This window comes from Aminithiophilus ramosus (assembly GCF_018069705.1).
Taxonomy (GTDB): Bacteria; Synergistota; Synergistia; order Synergistales; family Aminithiophilaceae; genus Aminithiophilus; species Aminithiophilus ramosus.
The window spans coordinates 489,774-516,187 of record NZ_CP072943.1 but is presented as its reverse complement, the minus strand read 5'-3'; the positions used below and the strand labels follow the sequence as shown (position 1 = coordinate 516,187).

Here is a 26,414-nt window from a genome sequence, read left to right as displayed (position 1 = left end):
TCGGAAACGATGAGACTCAGTACCCGCACCCTCGTCGAAGGGGCACTGGCGACCGCTCTCGCCGTGGCTCTTTCCTACCTCAAGATCTGGAACATGCCTCAGGGAGGCTCCATCACCCTCGAAAACGTCCCCCTCATCGTCTTCGCCCTTCGGCGGGGATGGAGGGGAGGTCTCGTCGCGGGAAGCGCCGCAGGCCTGATCCAGCTCCTTCTCGGAGGCTACGTCGTCCACCCCGCCCAGGCCCTTCTCGACTACCCCCTGGCCTTCGCCTCCCTCGGCCTGGCCGCCCTGGCACCGCGCCCCCTCTGGGCCGGGGCCTTCCTTGGAAGCCTGGCCCGCTTCGGCTGTCACGTCCTCTCGGGCGCCCTCTTTTTCGGCAGCTACGCCCCGGAGGGAACCAACGTCTGGCTCTACTCCATCGGCTACAACGGTTCCTTCATGGTCCCCAACCTGCTTCTGACCGTCGTCGCCTGTTACCTCCTCGTCCCCCGCCTGGAAAGGCTCCGCCGGGAATGAGTCCCTCGGCCCCCCTCCCGTGACGAGGGGGGCCGGAAGGGTTCCCCCTTCGGCGCGCGAAAAGAGCCGCCTGCCTTGAGGCAGGCGGCTCTTTTCGCGTCAATCCCCTTCGACGGGCTCGGGGACGAGAGAGAGCCAGTCGGCCCAGTCGAAGCGGAGGAAACCGCTGGCGAGATAGACGGAGATGGCTGCCAGCGGCGCGGCGCCGCGGAGAAGGACGAAGAGGGAGAAGACGAATCCGAAGAGAAAGATCGCCTTGTAGTGGTTCACGTTCCCCTTGCGCAGCTTCTTGAGGTTGCCAAAAGGCACGCTGGAGACCATGAGAAGCCCCACGGACAGGGCAACGGGAGCGGCCAGAGAGGCGGGGAGGCGCCAGCCGGCCATGACGACGGAGGCGAGGAAGAGGCCCGCCGCAGGGATGGGGAATCCCTGGAAGGCGCCGTCGACGTGGTGGACGTTGAAACGGGCCAGCCGCAGGGCGCCGCAGAGGGCGAAGAAGGCCGCGACGAGAGCGCCGGTGACGCCCTTCCAGCCCTGGAGATAGGCCGAGTAGAAGATGAGGGCCGGGGCGACGCCGAAGCTGACGACGTCGGCGAGGCTGTCCAGTTCGACGCCGAAGGCGCTGCTGCCTCCGATGCTGCGGGCCACCTTGCCGTCCATGAAGTCGAAGAAGACGGCCATGAAGACGAGCCAGGCGGCGTGACTGACCTTGCCGTGGAAGACCAGGACGAGGGCGAGCATGCCGCAGAGGATGTTGCCGCTGGTGATCATGTTGGGAATGATCTGCCTGAACGAAAGAGTCCTGCGCTTCGATTTTTTCACTTTTCAACAACTCCGATCACGGTCTCCCCGGCTCTCACTCTCTGTCCCACGACGACGACGGGACGGACGGAGGCCGGAAGGTAGACATCGACTTTCGAGCCGAGCTTAATCATCCCGTATCGCTCGCCTCCTGTCAAAGGGTCTCCACGGCGGAGGCGGCAGACGATGCGTCGAGCCAGGAAGCCGGCGACCTGGACGAGGAGCAGAGGCCCCTCTTCGGTCCTCAGGCCGACGTAGAAGCGTTCGTTCTCCTCCGAGGCCTTTTCGTTGAAGGCCATGAGCTTCCTGCCCGGCACGTAATCGAGAAACTCGACGACTCCCGCCGCAGGGGCCCTGTTGACGTGGACGTCGAGAGGCGACATGAAGATCCCCACCTTGAGGGCCTTCCCCACGTAGGGATGTCGGGCCTCGAAGATCTCGACGACCTTGCCGTCGGCGGGGCTGACCCATCGCCTGTCGTCCTCCGGGGCCTTCCTGTCGGGATCCCGGTAGAACCAGAGGAGGCCGAGGGTTGCCAGCGACGTGGCCCAGGCGAGGGGGGGAAAAAGAGGAACGGCAAGGAGGGTGACCAGGAAGGCGACGGCCACGCTCCTCTTCCCGTCGGGAGCGATCTTCATGGAGAGCTAGTCCTCTTCGGGATCGCAGCGGAAGACGCTGACGTCGGCAACGGCGTCGTCGTCGTCGAGACGGACCAGGATCGATCCGCGGGCGATGCGGCTCAGGCTGGGGATATCGTCGACGGAGAAGCGGATGACCCGTCCCCGGCCGGAGATGACGAGGAGCTCGTCGCCGTCGCGGACGCCCCAGCTTCCGACGAGGGGACCCGTCCGATCGCCCAGATTCATGACCTTCACGCCCGAACCGCCTCGATGATGGAGGGCGAACTGGTCATAGGCCGTCTTCTTGCCCAGGCCGAACTGGGAGATGCAGAGCATCTGCTGATCCTGGCGGACGACGTCGCAGCCGACGACGCAGTCGCTCTCGCCGAGGCGGATGGCCCGGACGCCGCGGGCCTGACGTCCCAGGGGGCGGAACTCGTCTTCGGCAACGCGCAGGGCCTGTCCCTGGGCCGTCGTGAGGATGAGTTCGTCGCCTCCCGAGGTGAGATGGACCCTGGCGATCTCGTCTCCCTCGGCCAGACCCAGAATGCGCCGTCCCGCCCGGGTCAGGTTGGAGAGCTCGCCGACTTCGATCCTCTTGGCGATGCCCTGAACGGTGAGGAAGAAGACGAACTTGGCCCCGTCGAGATGGCTGTCGCGGAGCGCCACGACGCGCTCTCCCTCTTCGAGGGGGATGAAGGTGCCCACGTGCTTTCCCTTGCCCGTCTTGGGCTCGGGAACGACGTAGCCCTTGATGGCGAAGACGCGGCCCCTGGTCGTGAAGAGGAAGAGGTCGCGGTGCGTCGTCGTCACCGAGAGGAGGCTGATCTCGTCCTCCCCCTTGGGCTGAGCGCCCTTGACGCCCTTGCCCCCCTTGAGCTGGCAGCGGTAATCCTGAAGCTGCATCCGCCGGAGGAAGTTATCCCGAGAGAGGACGACGACGATTTCCGACTCGGGGATGAGATCTTCGGCCAACGTCTCGTCGACGTCGTCGGCGATGCGCGTCCGCCGGCCGTCGCCGAAGCGCTTTTTGAGCTCCAGGAGCTCCTCCTTGACGACGCCGTCGAGGAGGGCCTCGTTGCCCAGGATGGCCCGGAACCGCTCGATCTCGGCCAGAAGGCCCGCGAGCTCTTCCTCCAGCTTGCGCCGCTCGAGCCCCGTGAGGCGCTGGAGCCTCATGTCGAGGATGGCCTGAGCCTGAGCCTCGGAGAAGGCCAGCTCCTCCACCAGCCCCGCCCGGGCCGCGTTCGGGTCGGAGGCGCCCCTGATGAGGGCGATGACCCGATCGATGAGGTCGAGAGCCTTGACGAGGCCTTCGACGATGTGAGCCCTCTCCTGGGCCCTGCGGAGGCGGTACTCCGTCCGCCTGCGCACGACGGACCGCCGATGGTCGAGGAAGATGCGAAGCATCTCCCTCACGGGAAGGACGCGCGGCTCGTTGTTGACCAGGGCCAGGTTGATGACGCCGAAGGTGGACTGAAGCTGGGTCCGGCTGTAGAGCTGACGGAGGGTCACCTCGGGATCGGCGTCGCGGGAGACCTCGAGGACGATGCGCAGCCCCTTGCGGTCCGATTCGTCGCGGATATCGGTGACGCCGTTGATGGTCTTGTTCTGGGCGCACTTGGCGATGGTCTCGATGAGGTTGGTCTTGTTGACCATGTAGGGGATCTCGGTGATGAGAATCCGCCCTTTTCCGCGCTTGCCGCTCTCCACCTCCGCCTTGCCCCGGACGACGACGCGCCCGCGCCCCGTCCTGTAGGCGTCGACGATTCCGTCCCGGCCCAGGATGACGCCCCCCGTGGGAAAATCGGGACCGGGAAGGACGGAGAGGATCTCGCCCAGCTCCGTCTCGTCGTTGTCCAGGACGAGGCAGAGGGCGTCGACGACTTCGCTCAGGTTATGAGGCGGGATGTTGGTCGCCATGCCGACGGCGATGCCCGAACTTCCGTTGACGAGGAGGTTCGGGATCAGCGAGGGGAGGACGCGAGGTTCCTTGAGGGACTCGTCGAAGTTGGGCCCCCAGTCGACGGTCTCCTCGTCGATGTCGGTGAGCATCTCCTCGCCCGTCGACGTGAGCCGGGCCTCGGTATAGCGCATGGCGGCGGGGGGATCGCCGTCGATGGAACCGAAGTTCCCCTGGCCGTCGACGAGGGGATAGCGCATGCTGAAATCCTGGGCCATGCGGGCCATGGTGTCGTAGATGGCCGCGTCACCGTGGGGGTGGTACTTGCCCATCGTCTCGCCCACGACGCGGGCCGACTTCTTGTAGGCCTGGTTGTGGCGCAGCCCCAGCTCGAGCATGGCGTAGAGGATCCGCCTCTGCACGGGTTTGAGGCCGTCCTTGGCGTCGGGGAGGGCGCGACCGACGATGACGCTCATGGCGTAATCGAGGTAGCTGTGCTTGATCTCCTCCTCCAGAGAGAGGGGGAGAACGGTGCCGAAATCCAATCGTTCGCTATCTTTGGTCATCTGAAAGGGCAACCTCCTGGCGGCTCGGAAAAAGGCGGCCGTAAGGGCCGCCGGAGCCTCGGGATCTATTTTATCACGTCACGCTCAGACGGGCAGGACGACGCGCTCCATGCAGGGCTCCAGTTGGGCGAGCCCTCCGCCCCGGGTCAGGAGACGGCCCAATTTTTCTCCGTCGGTGACGCGGCGCCCCACGAGCCACTTGACGGGCGTTCCCTCGAAAAGAGGGGGAACGAGAGGGCAGCAGGGACCGGCGATCCAGGCCGAACGGGCCCGCGCCAGCAGGGAGGTCCAGCTGCCGTTGATGATGGTGTTGGCGGCCAGGATGACGAGGTCGGCCTCGGCCAGGCGCCGACCGGCCATGTCCAGGGGAAGGCTGTTCTTGTCGTTTTCGTCGAAAACCCGCAGGCGATGGCCCTTTTCCTTCAGTTCCCGGACCAGCCCCCCCACATTGCCGACGACGACGATCTCCGTCTCGTTCTTCAGCGGAGGCAGCTCCTCCCGTGAGGGAGGATCCTCGGCCTGAAGAAGGGCGTTGGCCGTGGCCAGGGCGATCGATCTGTCCCCGAGATGGGGCGATCGGGCCAGGAGAAGGAGCTCGGCCGTCTCCAGCGGAAGGTGGAGCAGCAGGGGCTGCGACCATTCCTCCCCCTCGCCTCGGGCGACGAAGGTGCAGGCCACGCCTACGGCGCCGTTGCCCAGAAAAACGGCCGTGAAATGGACGCCGCGGACCACCTCGACGACGATGCTGTCGCCTGCGGCCGCCTGAGCCGCGGCCCAGAGCTTCTCTTCGATCATGGCAGAAGAACCTCCTAACGTAAACCGCGCCGGGCTCGCCGCGACGACGGCCCCCGAGACCCTCTACTCTTGCAGGTTGGGAGCCTCCTCGGCGAGAGCCTTGCGCAGAGATCGTCCCGTCGGCGTCGCCGCCAGCCCTCCCCGGGCCGTCTCGCGGAAGATGTCGGGCATGGCCCGTCCGACGGCGGCCATGGCGTCGACGACTTCGTCGGGGGGGATGACGGAACGGATTCCGGCAAGGGCCATATCGGCCGCCAGAACGGTCAGTCCCGTCAGCAGGCCGTTGCGCTTGATGCAGGGAACTTCGACGAGACCGGCCACGGGATCGCAGACCAGCCCCAGAACGGACTTGAGGAGCAGGGCGGCGCCGTGAGCCGAGGCCTCGGGACGGCCTCCCCGGAGGAAGACCAGAGCGGCGGCGCCCATGGCGCCGGCGGCACCGCATTCGGCCTGGCAACCCCCTTCGGCTCCGGCCAGGGTCGCCCTCCGGGCGATGACCTCGCCGACGCCGGCGGCGACGACGAGGGCTCCGACGAGACGCTCCCGAGGGGGACCGAAGATCTCGTCATAGGCGAAGAGAAGTCCGGGCAGGATGCCGCAGCTCCCCGCCGTCGGGGCGGCGACGATACGTCCCATGGAGGCGTTGTAGGCCGCCACGGAGAGGGCGATCTGGCAGGCCCGGAGGGTAAAGGGCCCCGACAGCCCTCCCTCGTAGCCCCTCATCGTCAGGGCGTCGTCGGCGACGAAGCGGGCCCGGCAGGGAGCCGACCCGGCCTCGCGGACGGACCGGGCCATGGCGTCGAGACGGGAGGTCATGGCGTCGAGAAGCTGCCGCCGGGCGACGCCGGAACTCTCCTCCTCCAGCAGCAGAACCGTCTCGTCCAGGCCCAGCTCCCCGGATCTGGCGAGCATTTCGGCGAAAGATCTCATGACCGCCCTCCCGAGGCCGGAATGAGGAAAACCCGCTCCAGTCCGGCGTGGACGGAGCGGATGTCGTCGACGATGGGCTCGTCGATCGTCTCGTCCAATTCGATGACCATGGCCGCCCTTCCCCCCCGCCCGCCCCGATGGAGGCTCATGGCGGCGATGTTGACGCCCAGCCGGGCCAGCTCGCCAGCCACGGAGGCGACGACGCCGGGCAGATCGCGATGGAAGGTGACGAGGCAGTCCAGCTCTCCCGAAAGTTCGAGGTGGAAGCCGTCTATGGCCTGAATCTGGACGGCACCGCCGCCGAGAGAGGCGCCGACGACCTCCATGGACCGCCCCGAACCGGAGAAGAGGAAGCGCACCGAATTGGGATGGGCACCGTCGACCTCCTCGGCCCGAAAACGCAGGGAGACCCCTTCGTCACGGGCCCGGTCGAGAGCCCGCGGAATGGAGGGGTCATCGGGAGACAGGCCGAGGAGACCGGCGGCCAAGGCCCGATCGGTGCCGTGGCCCCAGTAGGTGGCGGCGAAACTGCCGCGAAGGAAGAGATCGACGGCCCGGGGCGTCTCGCCCCAGCACTGGCGGGCCAGCCATGCGAGACGGACGGCCCCGGCCGTGTGGCTCGAAGAAGGACCGACCATCACCGGTCCGATAACCTCCAAAAGGGACATCTCACCCCTCCTCTCCCTTGTCGCGAAGGAAGTATCCATACTTATCCGAAGCTATCATAGCACGATGAAATCGACCGGCGCGACGGGCGGAAGGCCCCCGGGGAAGGGCGATCAGGGACAAAGGTCAGGAGCTCAGGAGGGTGGAGCCTTTCCCCAGCTCCTGCCGAGGGAGATCGAAACGGGCGTGGGAACCTCTTTCATCCAGCCCGTCCCGGCTTTTTCCATGACGGCGCCGATCTTGGCGACGATCTCCTCGGCTCGGGAGAGGGCTCCCTCGACGAGGATTTCGTCGTGAACGGAACCGACGATGACGGCGCCCGTCCCCTCCAGGGCAGGGGGCAGTTCCGCCAGGGCCTTTTTGAGGATGTCGGCCGCCGTTCCCTGGACGATGGCGTTGCATCGCTCCGTCAGGCGCGGCCGCTCCCGGAAGCGTCTGAGACGGCCGCAGAGGGTCCGCGTCTCCAGGGAGTCGTCGAAGCGGAAGGATTCGTGCCATCGGGCGACGGCGCCGTAGTGGCGGAAGAAACGCTCCCGAAAGAGGCGGGCCTCCTCCTCGGAGAGAGCCACGCCGAAGGTCTGACCGGCATATTCGGCCAGACGGGCGGCCCCCATGGCGAAGACGAGGCCGAAGTTGACGGCTTTGGCGGCCTGGCGGTCCTGAGGGGAGACCTCCGAGAGATCCCGTCCCGTCATGAGCGAGGCCGTCAGACGGTGGAGGTCCCATCCCCGGCGGAAGGCCCCCGTCATCGTCGCGTCCCGCGTCACCTGGGCGACGACGCGAAGTTCGATCTGGGAGTAGTCGGCGCTGAAAAGAAGGCGGCCGGGAGGCGCCGTGAAGCAGCGACGGAACCGCTCGTCCCTGGGGATCTGCTGCAGATTGGGGTTGCGGCAGGCGAAACGTCCCGTCGCCGCGCCGATCTGACGGTAGTCGGGATGGACTCTTTCCGTCCGGGGATGGAGATAGCGGAGGAGAGAGCTTCCGAAGGCCTGAACCAGTTTGGCCTGCCGTCTGTAATCCAGCAGGGCCGCCACGGCCGGATCGGCCGCAAGGGGCAAAAGATCGCGCCGTGACGTCCCCGACAGAGGCAGACCCCGGCGGCGCAGGGCCTCCAGGACCTGCTTCTGACTGTCCAGATTGGTCCTGTCGCAGACGCCGTCGAACAGACAGAGCTGGGCCCCGTCGCCGAGGAGGGAGAGAAGGCGCAGCTCCTCGACCTCCATGGCCTTTCGGGCCGAGGCCTCCAGCTCGGCCCAGGCCGTGCGGTCGAGGCCCATCCCCGCGTACTCCATTTCGGCCACGGCGGGCAGGCAGTCGAATTCCACCTTCGCCGCCTCGACGAGCCCCTCCCGAATCAGGAGGGGGATAAGGGCCCGGCGGAGACGGAAGGTCACATCGGCGTCTCGGGCCGCGTACTCCAGCTGGCGCCGCGAGAGAGGCCCGCTCCAATCGGAGAGTTGGAGTTCCTTGTCCAACTCCAGTCCCAGGTGATCGCGGGCCAGGGCCTCCAGGGAGTGACGGCGCTCGCCCAGCCCTCCGTCGAGAAGCTGAGAGGCCAGCATCGTATCGAAAAAGGGGCCTCTCGGCTTGAGGCCCAGAGAGAGGAGGAACTTGAGGTCGAACTTGCCGTTGTGAAAGGCCTTGACGGCCGTTCCCGTCAGGAGCTCGTTCAGAGAGCGCCTCCCGCCGGCCCCCAGGGCCTGAAGGTCGCAAACCGCGACGGGCCCTCTTCCGTCGGCGATCTGGAGCAGTCTCGGCCGGTGAAGATGGGGGTCGAGGCCCGTCGTCTCCAGGTCGAGGGCCAGGACGGGGGAGAGGCGAAGTTCGTCCAGCACCAGGCTCAGCGTCTCTACGTCGGCGACATGGCGAAAAGGCCTCACGGCAATCCCCCCTCAAGAAGGCGCTTCCCGCGCCCCGTCACGGACCGCGAGCCGACCGCCCCCGACGCCGTCACCTCGGGGACAGGGCCGATTCTCTGGGCGGCGCAAGGGGCGAGGCCGCTCACTCGTAGCGCAGAGCCTCGATGGGGCTCAGCCGGGAGGCCTTCCAGGCGGGATAGAAGCCGAAGAAGACGCCGATGAAGGCCGAAAAACCGAAGGCCAGCCCGACGGAGAAGGAGGAGATGACCGTCACCCAGCCTGCGAAGCGCGAGATCAGGAAGGCCCCGCCGCCGCCCAGGGCGATCCCCATCGCCCCACCCAGAAGGGACATGATGAGGGCCTCCATGAGGAACTGGACGAGGACATCGGCCGTCCTGGCGCCGAGGGCCATGCGGATGCCGATCTCCCGCGTCCGTTCCGTGACGGAGACGAGCATGATGTTCATGATCCCGATGCCCCCCACGAGGAGGGAGACGGAGGCGATGGAGGCCAGCAGGAGGGACATGACCTGCGTCGATTCCCGGGCGGCGTCCATGATCTCCGAGAGATTGCGGACGGAAAAATCGTTCTCCTGGCCGGGGCGGATGCGGCGGCGCTGGGCCAGAAGGGCCGTCACCTCCCGTTCGGCCGAGACGAGGGCCTCGGCCGAAGAGGCCTGAACGAAAATGGACTGGACCCGTCCCGGCGTGGAGCTCCCGAAGAGACGCTTCTGGGCCGTCGTCACGGGAACGAAGACCGTGTCGTCCTGATCGCTGCCCTGGGCCGAACTTCCCTTGGTGGCCAGGAGACCGACGACCCGCATGGGGACCTTATTGATGCGAATCACCTGGTCGATGGGGTCGAGACCGCCGAAAAGCTGGCGGGCCACCGTCTGCCCCAGAAGGCAGACCTTGGCCGAGCTGCGCAGGTCCGATTCCGTCAGGTTCCGTCCCCGCTCCAGATCCCAGGCCCGGATGGAGAGCATTTCCGGCGACGTCCCCTGCACGGAGGTGGACCAGTTGGCGTTGCCGAAGACGAGTTGGGCCACTCCGTTGAGACGGGGTGCCACGGCGGCGACGGAGGGGAGCTCGGCCGCGATGGCCCGGGCGTCGTCGAGGGTGAGGGGAGAGGCCGTTCCGGAGCCGAAGGAGCGGCCGCTGCTGGTGACGGCTCCGGGAAAGACGAGGAGAAGATGGCTCCCCATGGCGGCGATGCGCTCTTCGATCTGGCGATTGGCGCCATTGCCGACGGCGAACATGGCGATGACGGCGGCGACGCCGATGACGATGCCCAACATGGTCAGGGCCGAACGCAACTTATTGGCCCTCAGTGCCCTGAGGGCGATGCGCAGGATCTCCACGAACGGTACCATCGAATCCTCCTTGAGGGCCTGTTCGCCCGGAAAGGGTCGGGACTTCCCGTCAACAGTAACACAATAGGGGGACAGATCGCTTCCCGCCATCGGCGAAATGGCCGAGAAAGGGCCGACGACGGCCAGGAGCTCAATCCAATGGCCAGACAACGGCGCTCTAATTAAGCTTTTCTCCCCAGGTTGTACTATAGAGTCGCACAACGTCGGAGCTTCTTTGATGATCTTCTCCAGAACGGCTCTATTCTGTTGCGGAGGGAACCCATGACGACGATCACCGTTTTCGGCGGCGGCAGTTGGGGCACGGCGCTGGCTCATCTTCTCGCATCGGAGGGACGGGACGTGCTCCTCTGGTGTCGCTCGGCCGAACAGGCCCGGGCCATCACCCTTACGGGACGCAATCCGAAACACCTCAAAACCGTCGATCTCGCCCCGAAACTTCTTTCGACGGCCAATCTGAGCGACGCCGCAGACTTTTCCCCCAACTGGATCTCGGCCGTTCCCGCCCAGGCCTTCCGCTCCCTGATGGAGCGGCTGGCCCCCTTCCGCCAGGAGGGACTTCGGATCTGCAACGTCGCCAAGGGCATCGAGATCGCCTCGGGGTTCCGCCTCAGCGAGGTGGCGGCCCAGGTCATCCCCGACGGCGACTATGCCCTTCTTTCCGGGCCCAGCCATGCCGAGGAGGTCGCCGCCGGCCAGCCGGCCGCCGTCGTCGTCGCCGCCGTCGACGAGGCGACGGCGCGCCATTGGCAGGAGCTCGTCATGACGCCGGCCTTTCGGGTCTACACGTCGACGGACGTCGTCGGCGTCGAGATCGGCGGCGCCGTCAAGAACGTCATCGCCGTCGGGGCCGGAATCGCCCGGGCCATGGGCCTGGGCGACAACGCCACGGCCGCCCTCGTGACGCGGGGGCTGGCCGAGATCATGCGTCTCGGCGCCCGGCTCGGCGCCAACCCCCTCACCCTGGCGGGCCTGACGGGAGCGGGCGATCTCATGGTGACCTGTTTCAGCGGTCTCTCCCGCAACTACCGCCTCGGTCTCGAGATCGGACGGGGCAAAAGCCTCCAGGAGGCCTCCGACGCCCTCGGGGAGGTGGCCGAGGGAGCCTTCACCGTACGGGCCCTCGTCGAGCACGCCCTCAAGCTCGACGTCGATATCCCCCTCTCCATGGCCGTCTACGGCGCCCTCTACAGGGGGACCCCCCCGGCGGAACTTCTCGAGGCTCTCCTCGTCCGCTCTCCCAAGCCGGAGATGCCCCCCCTCTTCTGGCGGGAGTGAACCTCGCCTAACACGCGACCCATGGTTGTCTTACTGGCGATCTCTGGTTTAGAATGGATCCCAGCATCAGGAGGCTCCCGCGAGGAGCCCCCCAACTTCGGGTCGGGAGGGATTTTCTATGTCTAAAGCCGTTGTCGATAAGGATAGCTGCGTCGGTTGCGAAGCGTGCGTGGGAAGCTGCCCTGTCAGCGCCATCTCCATGGATGAGGGCAAGGCCCACGTCGACGCCGACAGCTGCGTCGAGTGCGGTGCTTGCGTTTCCGTCTGCCCCGTCAGCGCCATCAGCCAGGATTAAGGCGCTTTTTCGAACCGCAGGAAGAGGGGGCCGGGATTTTTCCCGCCCCCTTTTCCATTCCCCGAAGGGGGTGAAACGGATGGACGACGTCATCCCCTCCGCTTTGGACCTGGCCCGCCATCTCGAAGGAGAACTGGGACCGACGGTCCTCGTCGGAGGGGCCCCGAGAGACCTCCTTCTGGGCCGCTCCTGTCGTGACGTCGACCTGGCCGTGAGCGCCCCCCTCCAGGCCCTCGTCGAGGCGCGGCCCGGCACGCGTCTCGTGGGGCGGCCTCCCCGCCAGTCGGCCCTTCTCCCCTGGAGGGGACGGCGCTTCGAGATCGTCAGCCTTCAGGGCCTTTCCCTCGAAGAGGAGCTCGCCCGGAGGGACCTGACCGTCAACGCCCTGGCCCTGACGACGGGGGGGCGTTTCGTCGATGTCTGCGGCGGCGGACAGGACCTCGCCCTGGGACGTCTCCGCTTCAACGGTTCGGCCCGGGAGCGACTCTCCGAAGATCCCCTCCGGGCTCTGAGGATCTTCCGCTTCGCCGCCACGCTGCCGGCCTTTTCCGTCGACAGAGCCTCTTTCGAGGCCGCCTCGGCGGTTGATCTCGCCTCGACGGCTCCCGACCGGCTCGGCGGAGAGCTCCTCCGGGCCGCTTCGGGAGACCTCCCCCTCTTCCTCGAACACCTCGGCCGGAGCGGCCTGCTGGAGCGGGCCTACCCCGTCCTCTCCCCCCTCGCGGGGGACATCGGGGAAAAGACGATTCGGCGCCTGAAGCGGCTCGGCCCTCTTTCGAGCGATGTCGCCTTCCGCCTTGCCGCTCTCCTTCTGGACATCCCTCGCGACAGAGCCCTCGCCGAGGCCCTGGTCTCCTGGCGATGGCCCCGCGAAATCGCGGCGACGGTCCGGAGGCTGCTGGCCGACGGAGCCCCGAGGCCAGGCGAGCCCCTCTTCGCCGGGCGCCATCTCCGATGGCGTCCGAGGGAACGGCAGGGGCTCTTCCTTCTGGCCCGGGCCGGCCTCGACGGCGACGCCGAGGGGCGACGATGGTTCGAGGAACGGAAGAGGGCCCTCGCGGCGGAGCTGAGCGACGGCGGGAAAAGGCTCTTCGACGGCCTCGACGTCATGGCGGTTCTGGCCCTCCCTCCGGGAAGAGCCGTCGGTCAGGTCCTCGACGACCTGGACGACGCCCGGGCCGGAGGCGCCATCGCCACACGAGCCGAGGCTCTCGCCTGGCTCGAGGCGAGGAAGAGAAGGGGAGACGTTCCGTGAGACGAGACAGGGCAGAAAACCGTCCGGCAAAAGGCGTCCTTCCCATCATCGGCGGCGTCACCTTCATCTCCGTTTTGGGCATCGCCAGCGTGACGCCGGCCTTTCCCGAGGCGGCCCGGGCCCTCTCCGTCTCGGCCCGCGAGATCGCCCTCCTCATTTCGGCCTTCACCCTGCCGGGCATCCTCTTCACGCCCCTGACGGGCATCCTGGCCGACAGGATCGGCCGTCGCGAGATACTCGTCCCCAGCCTCCTTCTTTTCGGCCTGGCCGGAACGGGGTGCGCCTTCGTCTCCGATTTCCGCCTCCTCGTCCTCCTGCGCTTCCTCCAGGGCCTGGGGGCCTCGAGCCTCAGCTCCCTCAACATGGTCCTCATCGGCGATCTCTACCGGGGTCCGGAGCGGGAGAGGGCCACAGGCTACAACTCGAGCGTCATCAGCCTCGGCACAGCCCTGTTCCCCGTCCTGGGCGGCGCCCTGGCCCTTCTGGGCTGGCGCTGGCCCTTTCTCCTCCCCCTCATGGCCTTTCCCGTGGCCTTCGCCGTCCGATTCCGCCTCGAGGTTCCCTTCGAGCGCAAGAGCGAGACGCTGGGAAGCTACTTCCGCGCCCTGGGTCAGGGTCTGAGGCGGCGGGAGGTCCTGGCCATCCTCACGGCGACGACGGGCACCTTCATCGTCCTCTTCGGCTCCGTGACGGCTTTCCTTCCCTTCCTCCTGGCCGATCGATTCGGCGCCTCCTCCTTCGAGATCGGCCTCGTCTTCCTCTCTCAGTCTCTGGCCACGGCCCTGGCCGCCTCCCAGTCGGGCACTCTGGCCAGGCGATTCTCTCCCCGGTCGCGCCTCGTCCTCGCCTTTTTTCTCTTCTCCCTGGCCCTCTTCCTCTACCCCCAGGCCCGAAGCCTGCCCCCCGTCTTCCTCGCCGCCGTCGCCTTCGGCCTCGGCCAGGGAATGAACATGCCCGTCCTGCTGAGCCTCCTCGTCTCCTTCGCCTGCCCCGAATACCGGGGAGGCCTTATGGCCATCAACACCATGGCCCTCAAGCTGGGCCAGACCGTGGCCCCCCTCCTGACGGGATGGGTCCTGACCCGCTGGGGACTGGAAAGCGTCTTCTACGCCTCGGCCCTGACGGCCCTGGCCACACTGACGGCCACCCTGATCGGCTTCGGCCGCTCCTCCCTGAGCGGCCGCTGCTGATCGGACAGGCCGCAACGAGCCATCTTTCACCATCGGAAGAGGAGGGAGATCCATGAGCCACCTTATCGCCGCAACCTTCCGCTTCGGTACCGCCGCCACTCGAGGCTGGCTCGAATCCGACGACGACGGCCTCATCGTCGCCCTCGGATCGGGCGAGCCGCCGCGCAGACCCGACGCGGACTTCGACGACGGCCTCCTCTTCGAGGCCGGCGACTTCAACGCCCACAGCCACCCCGAGCAGTCCCTCTACACGGACCTCGTCGACAGGCGGTGGGACCTGGCCACCTGGTGCCGCCACACCATCTACCGCTTCAGCCCCCACCTGGGCCCCGACGAGATCGGCCTCGGCTGTCTTCGGGCCTTCTCTCGCATGCTCGCTCAGGGCGTCACCTCCGTCGCCGTCTCCTACTACCTTCACGGCAGGCGGGGCAACGAGCTCGACCGGGCCGTCATCGCCGCCGCCAGGAAAAGCGGCATCCGCCTCCTCTTCGGCCGCATGAACTACGACCGGACCTCGCCCGGGGCCTACCCGGCCAAGGCCGCCTCGCAGGCCGCCTACTTCGAAAGCCCTCAGGAGGCCCGCAGGGCCTACGAGGAGCTCAAAGACGAGGAATCGGCCACGGTCACCGTCGCCCCCAGCCTCCACAGCCTTCACGGATCGTCGAAGGAGGCCATCGTCGAAGGGCTCCGGCTGGCCTGGCGCGACGGGCGGCCCCTCCAGTTCCACCTCTCCGAGGACAGCCAGGACGTGGACATCGCCCTGAAGGAACAGGGACTGCGTCCCCTGGCCTTTTTCGACAGCCTCCTCCGGTCCGGCCAGGTTCCCTCTCTGGAGCCTTTATTCCTTTCCGACTGCTGCTGGATCGACGACGACGAGAGGGCGATCATCGCGAAGAGGGGAATGAAGGTCGTCCTCGACGGCCGCATGAACGACCGCGTCCGGACGGGCGAGGCCGACCTTCCGGCCCTTCTGGCCCGGGGAATCCTCCCCTGGCTGGGAACGGACGGGGAGGCGAGCAACGACGACCTCTCCGTCACGGGCGAAAGGCGTCACCTGGCCCGGCGGTGGCAGCTGGACGAAGGCTTCGTCGAGGCCATGAGCCGCCGCCCCTTCCCCATGGGGAAGGGTACCGTGGGCCCCCTGGCCGTCGGCGCCTTCGCCGACGTCGTCGGCCGCAGGAAAGGCCTCGTCGAAGAGGTCCTCGTCGGCGGCCGCCCCGTCCTCTCCCGAGGCCGTCACCTCTCCCTCGACGTGGAAAGGGAGATCGAAGGCCCCCTCAAGGAGGCCATGGAGCGGCTGGACGGAACCGTACCCCGGGCCTGAAGGCCTTCGACGGACGGCGAGCCCCCTGCCGTTCACGCGTCGCCCCGCCGGAGGGCAGACCCGGCGGGGCGACGCGGTTCACGACAGCTTCCGATCCCTCCCGGGGGGGAGAGGCGACTCCCGGAGTCTGTCGGGTTGGATCTGACGGCGGTTGATCCCTACCCTTTCGTGCCGCCGAGAAGCAAGGACTCGTTCTCGAAGAGCCCCTTCGCCCTATCGATCAGGCCCCATCGGCCCTTTCCCCGAGAAGCCCGCCAGATCCCTAGCTCATGGAGAAGGGAACGAACTCGCCCTCGCAGGGGGGACCGGCACAGATGTGAACGGTTCTCTCGTCGAAATCGACGATCATGGCGGCGACGGTCATCCCCCTCTGGGGCCGGGGAATCGACAGGTCCGAGGGATGGCGGCAGATCGCCTTGGGATAGTTCTCGTGATCGCCCAGGCACTTCTTGACGTCATCGACAGTGAGGGAACCCCTCTTGGGCATGAGAAGCTCGCGGAGCCGCTCGTCCCTGGGACTTCTCTCCAGGGCGTTGAGTTCGTCGCGGACGACGAAATGATTGGCATGCGTCACGATGCCCTCGCTGGGCCCGATGAGGTCGCAGCCTCCGGGATGGGCCTCGATGTCGACGGCCCGGCCCGGGGCGGCGAGGAGCATGTTGTTGGACACGGCCCGCCTGGCCCCCACCAGAAGGTCTCTGGCCTCGTCGAAGGTCCGGCAGGAGAGGACCCTCCGGCGGAGGAAGGTGACGGGAACGCCCTGGCCCGGCGCGTCGAGGAGGGACTGGAGGGAGTTGTTGCAGAGCCCCACTCCGTGGGAGTTGAACCCCTCGCGGATGAGCTGCCCCGCCTCGCTGAGACCGATCATCTCCGTGCCGTCGGGCTCCTCGATGCGGAGGATGACGATGTTGTCGACGATGCCGGCCCGGTAGTCCCAGTTTTTGACCAGCAGCGTCTTCCCTCCCGCCGCCGCCTCGGGAAGGATGGCGCAGGTGGTGCACTCGTCGTAGTGGGGAAACTTGGTGATCTCGTAGCGACAGTTGAGGACCATCAGATCTCCCAGGGAGATACCGGCCCCGTCGGCGATCCCCCGGGCCTCGTCGAGAAGATCGGCCATGGAAGACTCCAGGAGCGGAAGACAGGAGAGAGCCCGGGCGACGATCCGATCCCAGCCGGGTCCTCCCGTCCGGGCGAAAAGGGCCCTGTACCCCTCGATCCCGGCCCTGATTTTTTCCTTAGCCTGTTCTCCGTAGCAGAGGCCTCTCGCTCGGGGCGTCGCCCCTTCGACGGAGACAAACTGGAAAGTCCTCATCGGCAGTCCCCTTTCTCTTTTCCCTTGCGCCCGCGTTTCCCCGCGGCGCCTTGTCTGTCGCGAGACAGCACGCAACCTTCGGCCACCTCGCGAAAAGATGTCCTTCCGGCAAGAGCTTATGGTCTGAAAAACCTTTGTCAGAGACGGGGAATCAGCTCGACGGCGACGAACTCGCCCTCGCAGGGGGGGCCGGCGCAGACATGGGCCAGCCCCCCCTCGAAGTCGTAGATGACGGAGGCCACGGTGAGGCTGCGCCGCCCCGGCCTGACGGAGACGTCCGACGGGTGGCGGCAGATCGCCCTGGGATAGTTCTCGTGGTCACAGAGCGAGGCCATGATATGGGGCACGTCGACGGAGCCCCACCGCCGGAGGAGAAGCTCCCGGAGACGCTCGTCCCGGGGACTCCTTGCGAGGGCGTCCCTCTCGGGACGGCAGACGAAGTGATTGGCGTGGGTCAGAATCCCCCCGACGGGTTCGAGACGATCGGCCCCGCCGGGATGGGCCTCGAGATCGACGACCCGCCCCTCGGAGGAGGCGATCATGAAGTTGCACGAGACGGCCCGCCCGGCCTCGGCGACCTGCCGGACGGCCTCGTCGAAGGAAGGACAGGAGAGGACCTTTCTCCTGAGGAAGGTCACGGGAAGGGCCGCCTCGGGGCCGTCGTCGACGGACTGGAGATTGTTGGCGCAAAGGCCGATCCCCCGGCTGTTGAATCCGTTGCGGATCACCTGCCCCGCCTCGGCGAGACCCACGATCCGCGTCCCGTCAGGTTCCTCGACGCGAAGGATCACCACCTGATCGACGATCCCCGCCCGGTAGTCCCAGTTCTGCCCCACGAAGGTCCTCCCCCCCGAGGCCTCGGGAAGGACGGCGAAGGAGGTGCACTCCCTGGGACGGGGGAATTTGGTGATCTCGTAACGGCAGTTGAGGACCATGATCGCGTCGAGGGAGACGCGGGCCCCGTCGGCGATGCCCCGGGCCTCGTCCATCAGCTCGGGGAAAAGGCCCTCGACGACGGGGACATAGGCCAGGGCCCTCTCCCTTATGGACTCCCAGTCCCCGTCGGCCGTCTCGGCGAAGAGACGGCGGTAGTCGTCCAGGCCGGCCCGAATCTTCGCCTCCGCCTGTCGACCGTACTGAAGGCCCCCCTCGTAGGGCGTCGCGGCCTTGATGTCGATCAGCTGGAACTGTCTCATTCCCTCTCTCCCTTCATCTTTGCCTCTCACGGGCTTTTTCCGGGCGAGCCGACGGTCCCCGACGGCTCGCGTCCCCCCGTCCTGCCTCTTCGTTTCTCATTCGTAGAGGAAACAGGAGACGAAATGGCCCGGGCCGATCTCCCTCAGCTCCGGCGAGAGCCTCAGACAATCGGCCGTCGCCCGGGGACAGCGGGGGGCGAAACGGCAGCCCGGCCTCGGGTTGATGGGACTCGAGACCTCCCCCTTGATGACCTGAAGTTCCTTGCGGTGGCGCAGGCTGGCGACGGGAATGGCATCGAGCAGGGCCCGCGTGTAGGGATGGCTGGGACTGGCGAAGAGTTCGTCCGTATCGGCCCGCTCGACGCACTGGCCGAGGTACATGACGGCGATCTGATCGCTGATGTGCTTGACGACACTCAGATCGTGGGTGATGAACAGATAGGTCAGTCCCAGGCGATCCTGGAGATCCATCATCAAGTTGAGGATCTGGGCCTGGATGGAGACGTCGAGGGCCGAGACGGGCTCGTCGCAGACGATGAAATCGGGATTCAGGGCCAGGGCCCTGGCGATGCCGATGCGCTGGCGCCGCCCGCCGTCCAGCTCGTGGGGATAGGTGTTGACGAAACGCTCGGCCAGACCGACGGTCCCCATGAGCTCGAAGACGCGCTCCAGGATGGCGTTCCGCCCCGAAAGGGCCCCCGTCACCTTGATGGGCTCGGCGATGATCTCGCTCACCGTCATCCTCGGGTTGAGAGAGGAGAAGGGGTCCTGGAAGATGATCTGCATCCGTTTGCGGAGTTCTTTCACCTTCCTCCGGTCGTAAGTCAGGATGTTCTCGCCCCCGAAGAGGACCTCCCCTCCCGTCGGCTCGATGAGACGCAGCAGGAGACGTCCCAGCGTCGATTTGCCGCAGCCCGACTCCCCCACCATGCCCAGGGTCTCCCCTCCGGCGATGGCGATGTCGACGTCGTCGACGGCGTGGAGAAGCCCACGGGCCGTGTCGAAGTACTTCTTCAGATGGCGCGTCTCGATCAGCGGCGTCATCGGCCCTTTCCCCCTCCCGTCTCCCCCGCGACGGAGCCATCGGCCCCGAACAGGGAGGAGAACAGATGACACTTGACCCGGTGAGTCCCCGCCCCGACGACGGCGGGAGCCACCTCGGCGCAGCAGGCCAGGCGGCGCGGACAGCGGTCGACGAAGCGGCAACCGGGCGGCAGAGCCGTCGGGTCGGGCATGAGCCCCTCGATGGGACTGAGTCGATCGGTCTTTTTCGTCATGTCGGGAATGGAGCCGAAAAGGCCGACCGTGTAGGGATGATGATCCCGCCCCTCGAAGATGTCCTCGACGGTGCCGATCTCGATGATCTCCCCGGCGTACATGATGGCCACCCAGTCGCAGATCTGCGCCACGACGCCCAGGTCGTGGGTGATGAGGATCATGGCCGTGTTGAACTTTTTCTTCAGCTCGCCCATCATCCTCAGGACCTGAGCCTGGATGGTCACGTCGAGAGCCGTCGTCGGCTCGTCGGCCAGAAGGAGTTTGGGGTTGCAGGCCAGGGCGATGGCGATGACGATGCGCTGCTTCATGCCTCCGGAGAACTGATGGGGGTAATCGCCCTTGCGCTCCGCCGGAATGCCCACCGTCTCCATCATCTCCTCCACACGGGCCTCGACTTCGGGGCCTCGGAAATCGGGATGGTGAAGCCTGACGACCTCCCCGATCTGGTCGCCCACGGTGTGGATGGGGTTGAGGCTCGTCATGGGATCCTGGAAGATGACGGAGACGTCGTTGCCCCGGAGGAGGCGCATATCGGCCTCGGTGAGGGAGAAGAGGTTCCGCCCCTCCAGAAAGATCTCCCCCCTGTCGACGAAGCCGACGCGATCGGGCAGGAGCCTCATGATGGAGAGGGCCGTCGTCGTCTTGCCGGCGCCCGTCTCCCCGACGAGACCGAGCGTCTGCCCCGCCTCCACCGTCAGATTGACGCCGTTGAGGGCATAGATCTCGTCGTCGTCGGTCCTGTAGCGGACGTGGAGATCCTTTATCTCGAGCAGCTTTTCCGCCATGGCACTTGCCTCCTGCAGGTCAATTCTTCAGCCTCGGGTCGAGGGCGTCGCGCAGGCCGTCGCCGAGAAGGGTGAGGGACATGACGGCCATGACGATGGCCACGCCGGGGGCGACGGCGAGGTAGGGATGATAGCGCAGCTGGCTCTTCGCCTCGGAAAGCATCGATCCCCACTCGGGCGTGGGCTCCGAAATGCCCAGCCCGATGAAACTGAGAGAGGCGATGGTGATGACCGACCGGGCCACGGTCTGCGTCACCTGAACCAGGATGGGGCCCATGGCGTTGGGCAGGATATGGCGGAAGATGATCCGGCCATCGCCGGTTCCGCAGGCTCGGGCCGCCTCGATGTATTCCTGGCCGATGATGGAGAGGACGGAAGAGCGGACGATCCGCGACATGCGGGGAATCTGGGAGAGGCCCATGGCCAGGATCAGATTGACGAGACTCGTGCCGAGAGCCGCCACGAGGGTGATGGCCATGAGCGTGTTCGGTATGGCCAGGAAGACGTCCATGATCCGCATGAGGATGTCGTCGGTCTTGCCCCCGTAGTAGGCCGCCGTGGCCCCGATGAGGGACCCCGCCGTCAGGGAGATGCAGATCGTCGCCAGGCCGACGAAAAGGGAGATCCGGCCCCCGTAGATCACCCGGGTCAGCAGATCGCGGCCGTACTGGTCCGTCCCCAGAAGGTGATCCTTCGACGGGGCCTGGAAGCGAATGGAGAGATTCTGGGCGATGGCCTCCTCCTCGTAGTCCATGTAGAGATCGGCGCTGAGGACCAGGGCCATCATGGCCGAGAAGAGGACGAAGCCGAACATGGCCATGCGGTTTTTCTTCAGCCGGAGCCAGACCGTCCGTATCTGGCTCTTCTTCCTGTAGAGGTGGATTTTCTCCGCGGCCACGGCCACGGAGAGTCCTTCGTCGGTCATGACGGGACCCTCCGGGGCCTGATCGAGACGTATTTCGACTTCAGGCGAGGATCGATGTAGGCGTAGACGATGTCGACGATGAGATTGACGACGCTGGCGATGATGGCGGCAAAAAGGACGGCGGCGATGACCATGGGCGTATCCTTGGCCCGGATGGCGTTGACCATGAGCTGGCCCAGGCCCGGAATGGCGAAGACCTGTTCGACGACGATCGTCCCTCCCAGGGCGATGCCGAAGTTGACGCCGATGATGGTCACGACGGGCAACAGGGCGTTTCTCAGGGCATGTCCGAAGATGACGCGGCTCTCCCTGGCCCCCTTGGCCCGGGCCGTCCTGATGTAGTCCTGGCGGATGACCTCCAGCATGGTCGAACGGGTCATGCGCAGCAGCGACGCCATCGTGTTCGACGACGTGGCGATGGCCGGAAGGATGAGATGGCGCCAGGAGTCGATGCCCAGCGAGGGAAGCAGCCTCAGCTTGAGAGAGAACAGCAGGATGAGCATCATGGCGAACCAGAAGGCCGGCATCGACGTCAGGAGAAGGGAGACGCCGAGAGCGGCGTTGTCGGCAAGGGTGTACTGTTTCACCGCCGACAGGACCCCTATGGGCAGGCCCAGAACGATGGCGATGAGCGTGCTCGTCACGGCCAGGTTCAGCGTGTAGGGCAGACGGCTGGCGATCTCCTGGAAGACGGGGATGTTCGTCCTGTAGGACTTGCCGAAATCGCCCTGGACGGCGTCGGCGACGTAGCGGAAATAACGGAGGAAGAAGGGATCGTTGAGGCCCATCTCCTCCCTCAGGGCCGCGTACTCCTCGGGCCTCGCCCCTTCACCGAGGATCATCATGGCCGGATCGCCGGGAGTGAGATTCATGATCAAAAAGATGATGAACGAGACGCCGAGGATGACGGGGATGATCATCAGAAGCCTTTTGACGACGTACCGGAACATGGCTGCCTCCCTTCTGACCGATTCAGGCGGCGCGAAGGGCTCCTCACGCCGCCTGTCGTCACAGAAACGTCGTTCCGCTTACTTCTGGAAGTACATGTCGTGAACGGCGTAGCGGTAGACGGGATGGGCGTAGACGTTTTTCAAGTCGGCGTTGAAGAAGAGCAGGACCGTGTCGGTGTAGATCGGGATCAGAGGCACGTCCTCGCGGAGAATCTCGTAGATCTTCCGGTAGAGAGCGAGCCTTCCCTCCCTATCGGAAACGGTCCGGGCCCGTTCGATAAGAGCGTCCACTTCGGGATTGGAGTAGCCCGAGTAGTTGTTGCCTCCGCCGAGCATGGAGCTGTGGAAACGCCGGGTGAGGACGCTGTCGGCGTCGCGCACCGTGGCGTTGATCATGCGCAGGCTGGCGGCGAAGTTCCTCTTGTTGCCCACATCCTCCAGATAGGCGGCGCGCTCCATCTTGTCGAAGGTGACGTTGATGCCGATCTTGCGGAGCTGATCCTGGACGACCTCGGCGGGCTTCATGTACGTCGGCGACCCCTGCATGCTGAAGACGACGTCGAAGCCGTCGGGATAGCCCGCCTCGGCCAGAAGGGCCTTGGCCTTCTCCAGATCCTGGCCGTACCACTGGAAATCGTCGAGGTAGCCGAAGACGGAGGTGGGAGCGAGGCAGTTGGCGACGACGGCATAGCCCTCGGCGCCGCCGAGGACGACGTCATCGCGGTTGAGGGCGTAGGCCACGGCCTGGCGGACCCGTTTGTCGGCGAAGACGCCCTGGGTCACGTTGAAGGTGATGTGGTGGAGGCCGACGCCGGGACACTCGACATAGGCGATGTGATCGAGCCCCTTGAGGTAGTTGTAGTCCGTGGCCGCCACGAGATAGTAGCAGTCGAGCGTGCCGTCCTCGAGGGCGATGGCGCCCGATGCGGCGTCGGGAACGAGCTTGTAGGTGAGGTTCTTGATCGCCGCCGGCCCGCCGTAATAGTCGTCGAAGCGCTCCAGGACGAGGACATCGCCGCTCTTCCAGGTCACCATCCGGTAGGCGCCGGTGCCGCAGGGATTGCGGGCGAAGTCGACGCCCGAGGCCTGAGCCTCTTCGACGGCCCGTTTGCTGGCGATGGCGAAGGTCATGTTGCTCAGGACGTCGAGAATGGGGCTGTAGGGATACTTGAGGACACAGGCCACCGTCCCGTCGTCGACTTTCTCGAAGTGGTCGATGGCGCCGCTGATGCCGCTGGAGTAGCTCGATTCGAGGGAACGCTGGAGGGAGAAGAGGACGTCATCGGCCGTCATCGTGTCGCCGTTGTGGAACTTGACGCCCTTGCGGAGATGGAACGTGACCGTTTTGTTGTCGTCGCTGAACTCCCAGCTCTCGGCCAGGCCGGGGACGAGGCGATTGTAGTCGCCGGGAGCCTCCTTCACGAGGGCGTCGTAAATCTGGTACATCATCATGTGCGTCACCGTATCCTTGCTCGTCGCCGGATCGAGCGAGGAGGCCTCGGCGTTGACGCCCCACAGCAGGGACTCCTTGTAGCTCGTCTCGGCGGCCGACGCCGAGGCTCCGGTCAGGACCGGGAAGAACAGGGACAGGACGAACAGCGCGGAGCAGATGGCTCTTTTCAATGTTTCCCCCTCCTTGCGTATGTGGAATCGAGCCCGACGCCGTGGAACTCCACGACGGAACCGCCGCCGGGCCCGGGAAAACCCTGGGCTCCCTCCAGACGCGCGGGATCTGGAGGCATGGCTCCCCTTCCGCCGATCGGACCGAAAACTTTCCCGAGGACAGGGGAGGAGGAATGAGGTTCTCGGGACGGCCACATCCGACGGGGGCTCGCTCTTCCCCTGGGAAAGAGGACGGAAGCCGTCCCGTCCGAAAAAAGGCGGGGGAAGCCCTCCATCTCACGACATTTACCTCCGCAGAGGGGAGATCTCACGCCTGCTTTGCGATATTATAGAGTTCGCCAGACCCAAAAGTGAAATTTGTTTACACAATACCCCCCATAAGCCCCTGCAATGATCTGCGCTGGAGGACCCACGCCGGAGGAGGAACACCGATGCAGCTGCGCAACATCGAATACGTTCTCGGCATCGCCGAAACCGGAAGCTTTTCCCAGGCGGCGAAAAGGCTCTACATCAGCCAGCCGGCCCTGAGCCAGGCCATCCAACGCCTCGAGGACGAACTGGGAGCCAAGCTCTTCATCAGGAAAAACAAGGAGACCTCTCTCACCAGGGCCGGAGAACTTTTCGTCGAGGACGCGAAAAAAATCCTGATGCTGAGCGAGCAGATCAGGAAAAAAATGGACGACATCAGGAACGTCAAGGAAGGCGAAATATCGGTCGGCATATCACAATACAACGGACAGATTTACTTTTCAAATATTCTTATAAAATATAAAAAACTCTATCCAAATATCAAAATAACCATTTTAGAGGATTTCTCCAGCGTTCTCGAGCGAAAGCTGGCGATGGGGGAGCTCGATTTCGCCCTTTTCACCGCGCCCGTCGGGGCGGGGGATTTCCTCTGCGACCACCTTTTCTTCGAGGAGATCCTCCTGGCCACGCCCCGGGATCACCCCGTCGCAGACGCCCTGGCGCCTTCCCCGGGACGCTTCGGCTCCGTCAGGCTCTCCTGGTTCAGGGACGACGCCTTCGTCCTGATGAAGCCGGGCCACCGCTTCCGCGCCGTCACGGACGCCCTCTTCCGCCAGGCGGGCATCGCCCCTCCCGTCGTCTTCGAGAGCCGCAGCAGCAACACGATCCAATCCTTCATCACGGGAGGGATCGGCATCGGCTTCATCACGACGACGGGCCAGCGCAACACGCCGCCGCAATGGCAGTCGGCCTACTACCACCTCGAAGACGTGGACGCCCGAAGGGAACACGTCATCGCCCACAACCGCGACGGCTACCTCTCTCACGCCGCCCGGGCCTTCATCGGCCTGGCCAAGGAGATCTGCGCCGACCAGTTCGCCTACTCCGGAGATGAGACGTCCCCTTCCTGACGGGCTGTCAAGGCTTCGGCTGCGGCCGACCGCCGGAGTCGCACAAAGGCCTCCGTCCCGATCGGGACGGAGGCCTTGTGCGGGAGGGAGCTCACTTGGAGCAAGGAGAAAGGGGCCTCAGTCGGACCGCCTCGTCGCCTCGCGGAGCTCGATGGCCGGAAGAGGGGCCGGGATGCGGACGAGAGCCATGGGGTGGGTCAGGGCCTGACTGACCATGGCCCCGGGAGGAGGCCCCTGGACGGCCCAGAGGACGAGGACTTTCGATCCGTCGCAGCGCACGTCGGTCACGGCGACGCGGTAGCCGCCGGTGGAGCGCATTCCCGCCGAGAGGAAGAGAAGGGTCTCCCTGGGCTCCAGGGACCGGAGGGCCTCCTGGGCCTTGAGGCGCAACGTGGGGGGCACGAGGGGAAGGTCTCCCTCGTCGGCCAGGATCCAGGCCCCCCTGGCCGGCCCCGGCTCGTAATGGGAGGAGGCGACGCCGTACCAGGCCAGAGGCACCGGTTCGGAGGCGAAAAGAGGGGTAGCGGAGGCGAAGAGGAGGCAGAAGAGGGCGGCAGCGCGAAAAAGGCTCACGGGCGATCCCACCTTTCCTTTCCGTTGTTGAGACCATTGTACCTCAGGCGGAAGAGGAAGAAACCGGCAGAAGGCGCCGATCGGAAGACCTCCGGAGGCGCAAAGAGGGACGAGGCGGAGGATCGTCCCTAAGGGGAGCCTCTGCCTCGTCAGGGGCCGTCGGCCTCGGCGGCCCTTTTTCCGTCCCCTCGAGGGAGGGGACCTCGTCTCAGCCCGTGAGGGCCTCCCGATGAAGACGGTAGGCGACGATGTCCTCGACGGAGAGGACCGTCATGGCCCTCTGGCGGGCGAAGTCGACGATCTGAGGCAGCCGGGCCATCGTCCCGTCGGCGTTGGTCACCTCGCAGAGGACGCCGCAGGGAGCCAGTCCGGCGAGGCTCATCAGATCCACCGTCGCCTCCGTATGGCCTCGGCGTTCAAGGACGCCGCCCGGACGGGCACGGAGGGGGAAGACATGGCCCGGCCTGTGGACCGACTGGGGACCTGCGTCGGAAGCGATGGCGGCCTTCACGGTCCGGACCCTGTCGGCGGCCGAGACGCCCGTCGTGACGCCACAGGCAGCCTCGATGGAGACGGTAAAGGCCGTCTGATAACGGCTGCTGTTCTCCCTCACCATGAGAGGAAGGCCGAGGCGGTCCACCTGTTCGCCACTGAGACAGAGACAGACGATGCCGCTGCACTCGCGGATGAGAAGGGCCATCTGGGACTCCGTCAGGCTTTCGGCGGAGAAGATCAGATCGCCCTCGTTCTCTCTGTCCTCGTCGTCGACGACAAGGACGCCCTCGCCGCGCCGGAGGGCCTCCAGGGCCTTCTCCACCCGCTGCAAGGGCGTGCCGAAAGAACACAACAGATCCTTCACGCTATTGCCTCCTCTCTTCCATCCGGACTGTAACCGTCGGCCCCGGCTTCGCACCGGATCGGCGCCCCCCTTGGAGGCGCTTGCGGGCTCCCCGGGAAAAAACCGGGACACCGCCGGTGGGGACTTTCACCCCGCCCCGAGAATCGGATAGGTGAAAGGTACACCTC

General features: G+C 66.0%; 24 protein-coding genes and 1 riboswitch. Of the genes, 7 read left to right on the top strand and 17 right to left on the bottom strand.

The features are described 5' to 3' along the window. Positions 1–9 precede the first annotated feature (9 nt). Positions 10–516, top strand: a complete 507-nt coding sequence (thiT, locus tag KAR29_RS02140; RefSeq protein WP_274374011.1) for an energy-coupled thiamine transporter ThiT — start codon at positions 10–12, stop codon at positions 514–516. A 99-nt stretch (positions 517–615) separates the two neighbouring features. Here the strand turns inward: thiT and pssA are convergent, their stop codons facing one another. The 8 genes from pssA to KAR29_RS02100 form a co-directional block, all read right to left on the bottom strand. Next, entirely contained in the window at positions 616–1,338 is a 723-nt protein-coding gene (gene pssA / locus KAR29_RS02135; RefSeq protein ID WP_274374010.1) for a CDP-diacylglycerol--serine O-phosphatidyltransferase, read from the bottom strand. Then, positions 1,335–1,955, bottom strand: a complete 621-nt coding sequence (locus tag KAR29_RS02130) for a phosphatidylserine decarboxylase (protein ID WP_274374009.1) — start codon at positions 1,953–1,955, stop codon at positions 1,335–1,337. The genes pssA and KAR29_RS02130 overlap by 4 nt, the downstream gene beginning before the upstream one ends. A gap of 6 nt (positions 1,956–1,961) precedes the next feature. Then, positions 1,962–4,406 carry a DNA gyrase subunit A gene (gene gyrA / locus KAR29_RS02125; RefSeq protein WP_274374008.1) on the bottom strand — a complete coding sequence of 815 codons (2,445 nt, stop codon included), beginning with the start codon at positions 4,404–4,406 and terminating at the stop codon, positions 1,962–1,964. An 84-nt stretch (positions 4,407–4,490) separates the two neighbouring features. Next, positions 4,491–5,201 carry a Rossmann-like domain-containing protein gene (locus tag KAR29_RS02120; RefSeq protein WP_274374007.1) on the bottom strand — a complete coding sequence of 237 codons (711 nt, stop codon included), beginning with the start codon at positions 5,199–5,201 and terminating at the stop codon, positions 4,491–4,493. A 63-nt stretch (positions 5,202–5,264) separates the two neighbouring features. Then, positions 5,265–6,131, bottom strand: coding sequence for an L-serine ammonia-lyase, iron-sulfur-dependent, subunit alpha (gene sdaAA, locus KAR29_RS02115; protein ID WP_274374006.1), 867 nt, complete (start codon positions 6,129–6,131; stop codon positions 5,265–5,267). Further along, positions 6,128–6,799, bottom strand: coding sequence for an L-serine ammonia-lyase, iron-sulfur-dependent subunit beta (gene sdaAB, locus KAR29_RS02110; RefSeq protein WP_274374005.1), 672 nt, complete (start codon positions 6,797–6,799; stop codon positions 6,128–6,130). Before sdaAB ends, sdaAA begins: the two co-directional genes overlap by 4 nt. A gap of 132 nt (positions 6,800–6,931) precedes the next feature. Continuing rightward, entirely contained in the window at positions 6,932–8,677 is a 1,746-nt protein-coding gene (locus KAR29_RS02105; protein WP_274374004.1) for a bifunctional 3'-5' exonuclease/DNA polymerase, read from the bottom strand. Between the two features lie 121 nt (positions 8,678–8,798). Further along, entirely contained in the window at positions 8,799–10,028 is a 1,230-nt protein-coding gene (locus tag KAR29_RS02100; RefSeq protein ID WP_274374003.1) for an ABC transporter permease, read from the bottom strand. 261 nt (positions 10,029–10,289) lie between these two features. On the opposite strand from KAR29_RS02100, the gene KAR29_RS02095 reads away from it, so the two are divergent. From KAR29_RS02095 to KAR29_RS02075, 5 genes are all read left to right on the top strand, one after another. Beyond that, positions 10,290–11,303, top strand: a complete 1,014-nt coding sequence (locus KAR29_RS02095) for an NAD(P)H-dependent glycerol-3-phosphate dehydrogenase (protein WP_274374002.1) — start codon at positions 10,290–10,292, stop codon at positions 11,301–11,303. Between the two features lie 118 nt (positions 11,304–11,421). Then, positions 11,422–11,598 (top strand): DUF362 domain-containing protein, encoded by a 177-nt coding sequence (locus tag KAR29_RS02090; protein WP_274374001.1) that lies wholly within the window; start codon positions 11,422–11,424, stop codon positions 11,596–11,598. A gap of 79 nt (positions 11,599–11,677) precedes the next feature. Continuing rightward, the gene (locus KAR29_RS02085; protein WP_274374000.1) at positions 11,678–12,853 is read left to right on the top strand and encodes a tRNA nucleotidyltransferase/poly(A) polymerase family protein; all 1,176 of its coding nucleotides are present in this window, start codon (positions 11,678–11,680) and stop codon (positions 12,851–12,853) included. Next, positions 12,850–14,043, top strand: coding sequence for an MFS transporter (locus KAR29_RS02080; protein WP_274373999.1), 1,194 nt, complete (start codon positions 12,850–12,852; stop codon positions 14,041–14,043). The genes KAR29_RS02085 and KAR29_RS02080 overlap by 4 nt, the downstream gene beginning before the upstream one ends. 52 nt (positions 14,044–14,095) lie before the next feature. Then, positions 14,096–15,367: an amidohydrolase family protein gene (locus KAR29_RS02075; protein WP_274373998.1), complete on the top strand. Its 1,272-nt coding sequence runs from the start codon at positions 14,096–14,098 to the stop codon at positions 15,365–15,367. Positions 15,368–15,629: 262 nt separating this feature from the next. Here KAR29_RS02075 and KAR29_RS02070 read toward each other — a convergent pair whose 3' ends face one another. From KAR29_RS02070 to KAR29_RS02040, 7 genes are all read right to left on the bottom strand, one after another. After that, a complete protein-coding gene (locus KAR29_RS02070) occupies positions 15,630–16,679 on the bottom strand; it encodes a C45 family autoproteolytic acyltransferase/hydolase (RefSeq protein ID WP_274373997.1) in 1,050 nt (349 codons plus the stop codon). Positions 16,680–16,816: 137 nt separating this feature from the next. After that, positions 16,817–17,875, bottom strand: coding sequence for a C45 family autoproteolytic acyltransferase/hydolase (locus tag KAR29_RS02065; protein WP_274373996.1), 1,059 nt, complete (start codon positions 17,873–17,875; stop codon positions 16,817–16,819). A gap of 96 nt (positions 17,876–17,971) precedes the next feature. Continuing rightward, entirely contained in the window at positions 17,972–18,919 is a 948-nt protein-coding gene (locus KAR29_RS02060; protein WP_274373995.1) for an ABC transporter ATP-binding protein, read from the bottom strand. Then, positions 18,916–19,938 (bottom strand): ABC transporter ATP-binding protein, encoded by a 1,023-nt coding sequence (locus KAR29_RS02055; protein WP_274373994.1) that lies wholly within the window; start codon positions 19,936–19,938, stop codon positions 18,916–18,918. Before KAR29_RS02055 ends, KAR29_RS02060 begins: the two co-directional genes overlap by 4 nt. Before the next feature lie 19 nt (positions 19,939–19,957). Next, positions 19,958–20,863, bottom strand: coding sequence for an ABC transporter permease (locus tag KAR29_RS02050; protein ID WP_274373993.1), 906 nt, complete (start codon positions 20,861–20,863; stop codon positions 19,958–19,960). Next, positions 20,860–21,813 carry an ABC transporter permease gene (locus KAR29_RS02045; protein WP_274373992.1) on the bottom strand — a complete coding sequence of 318 codons (954 nt, stop codon included), beginning with the start codon at positions 21,811–21,813 and terminating at the stop codon, positions 20,860–20,862. The genes KAR29_RS02050 and KAR29_RS02045 overlap by 4 nt, the downstream gene beginning before the upstream one ends. A 78-nt stretch (positions 21,814–21,891) precedes the next feature. Then, positions 21,892–23,436: an ABC transporter substrate-binding protein gene (locus tag KAR29_RS02040; RefSeq protein WP_274373991.1), complete on the bottom strand. Its 1,545-nt coding sequence runs from the start codon at positions 23,434–23,436 to the stop codon at positions 21,892–21,894. A 431-nt stretch (positions 23,437–23,867) separates the two neighbouring features. Here KAR29_RS02040 and KAR29_RS02035 point away from each other — a divergent pair, with 431 nt between their 5' ends. Beyond that, positions 23,868–24,815: a LysR family transcriptional regulator gene (locus KAR29_RS02035; protein WP_274373990.1), complete on the top strand. Its 948-nt coding sequence runs from the start codon at positions 23,868–23,870 to the stop codon at positions 24,813–24,815. Between the two features lie 117 nt (positions 24,816–24,932). Here KAR29_RS02035 and KAR29_RS02030 read toward each other — a convergent pair whose 3' ends face one another. Both KAR29_RS02030 and ribB read right to left on the bottom strand, forming a co-directional pair. Further along, a complete protein-coding gene (locus KAR29_RS02030) occupies positions 24,933–25,388 on the bottom strand; it encodes a protease complex subunit PrcB family protein (RefSeq protein WP_274373989.1) in 456 nt (151 codons plus the stop codon). Positions 25,389–25,596: 208 nt separating this feature from the next. Further along, positions 25,597–26,247 carry a 3,4-dihydroxy-2-butanone-4-phosphate synthase gene (ribB, locus tag KAR29_RS02025; protein WP_274373988.1) on the bottom strand — a complete coding sequence of 217 codons (651 nt, stop codon included), beginning with the start codon at positions 26,245–26,247 and terminating at the stop codon, positions 25,597–25,599. 6 nt (positions 26,248–26,253) lie between these two features. Continuing rightward, positions 26,254–26,395, bottom strand: a riboswitch (FMN riboswitch). Positions 26,396–26,414: the final 19 nt, after the last annotated feature.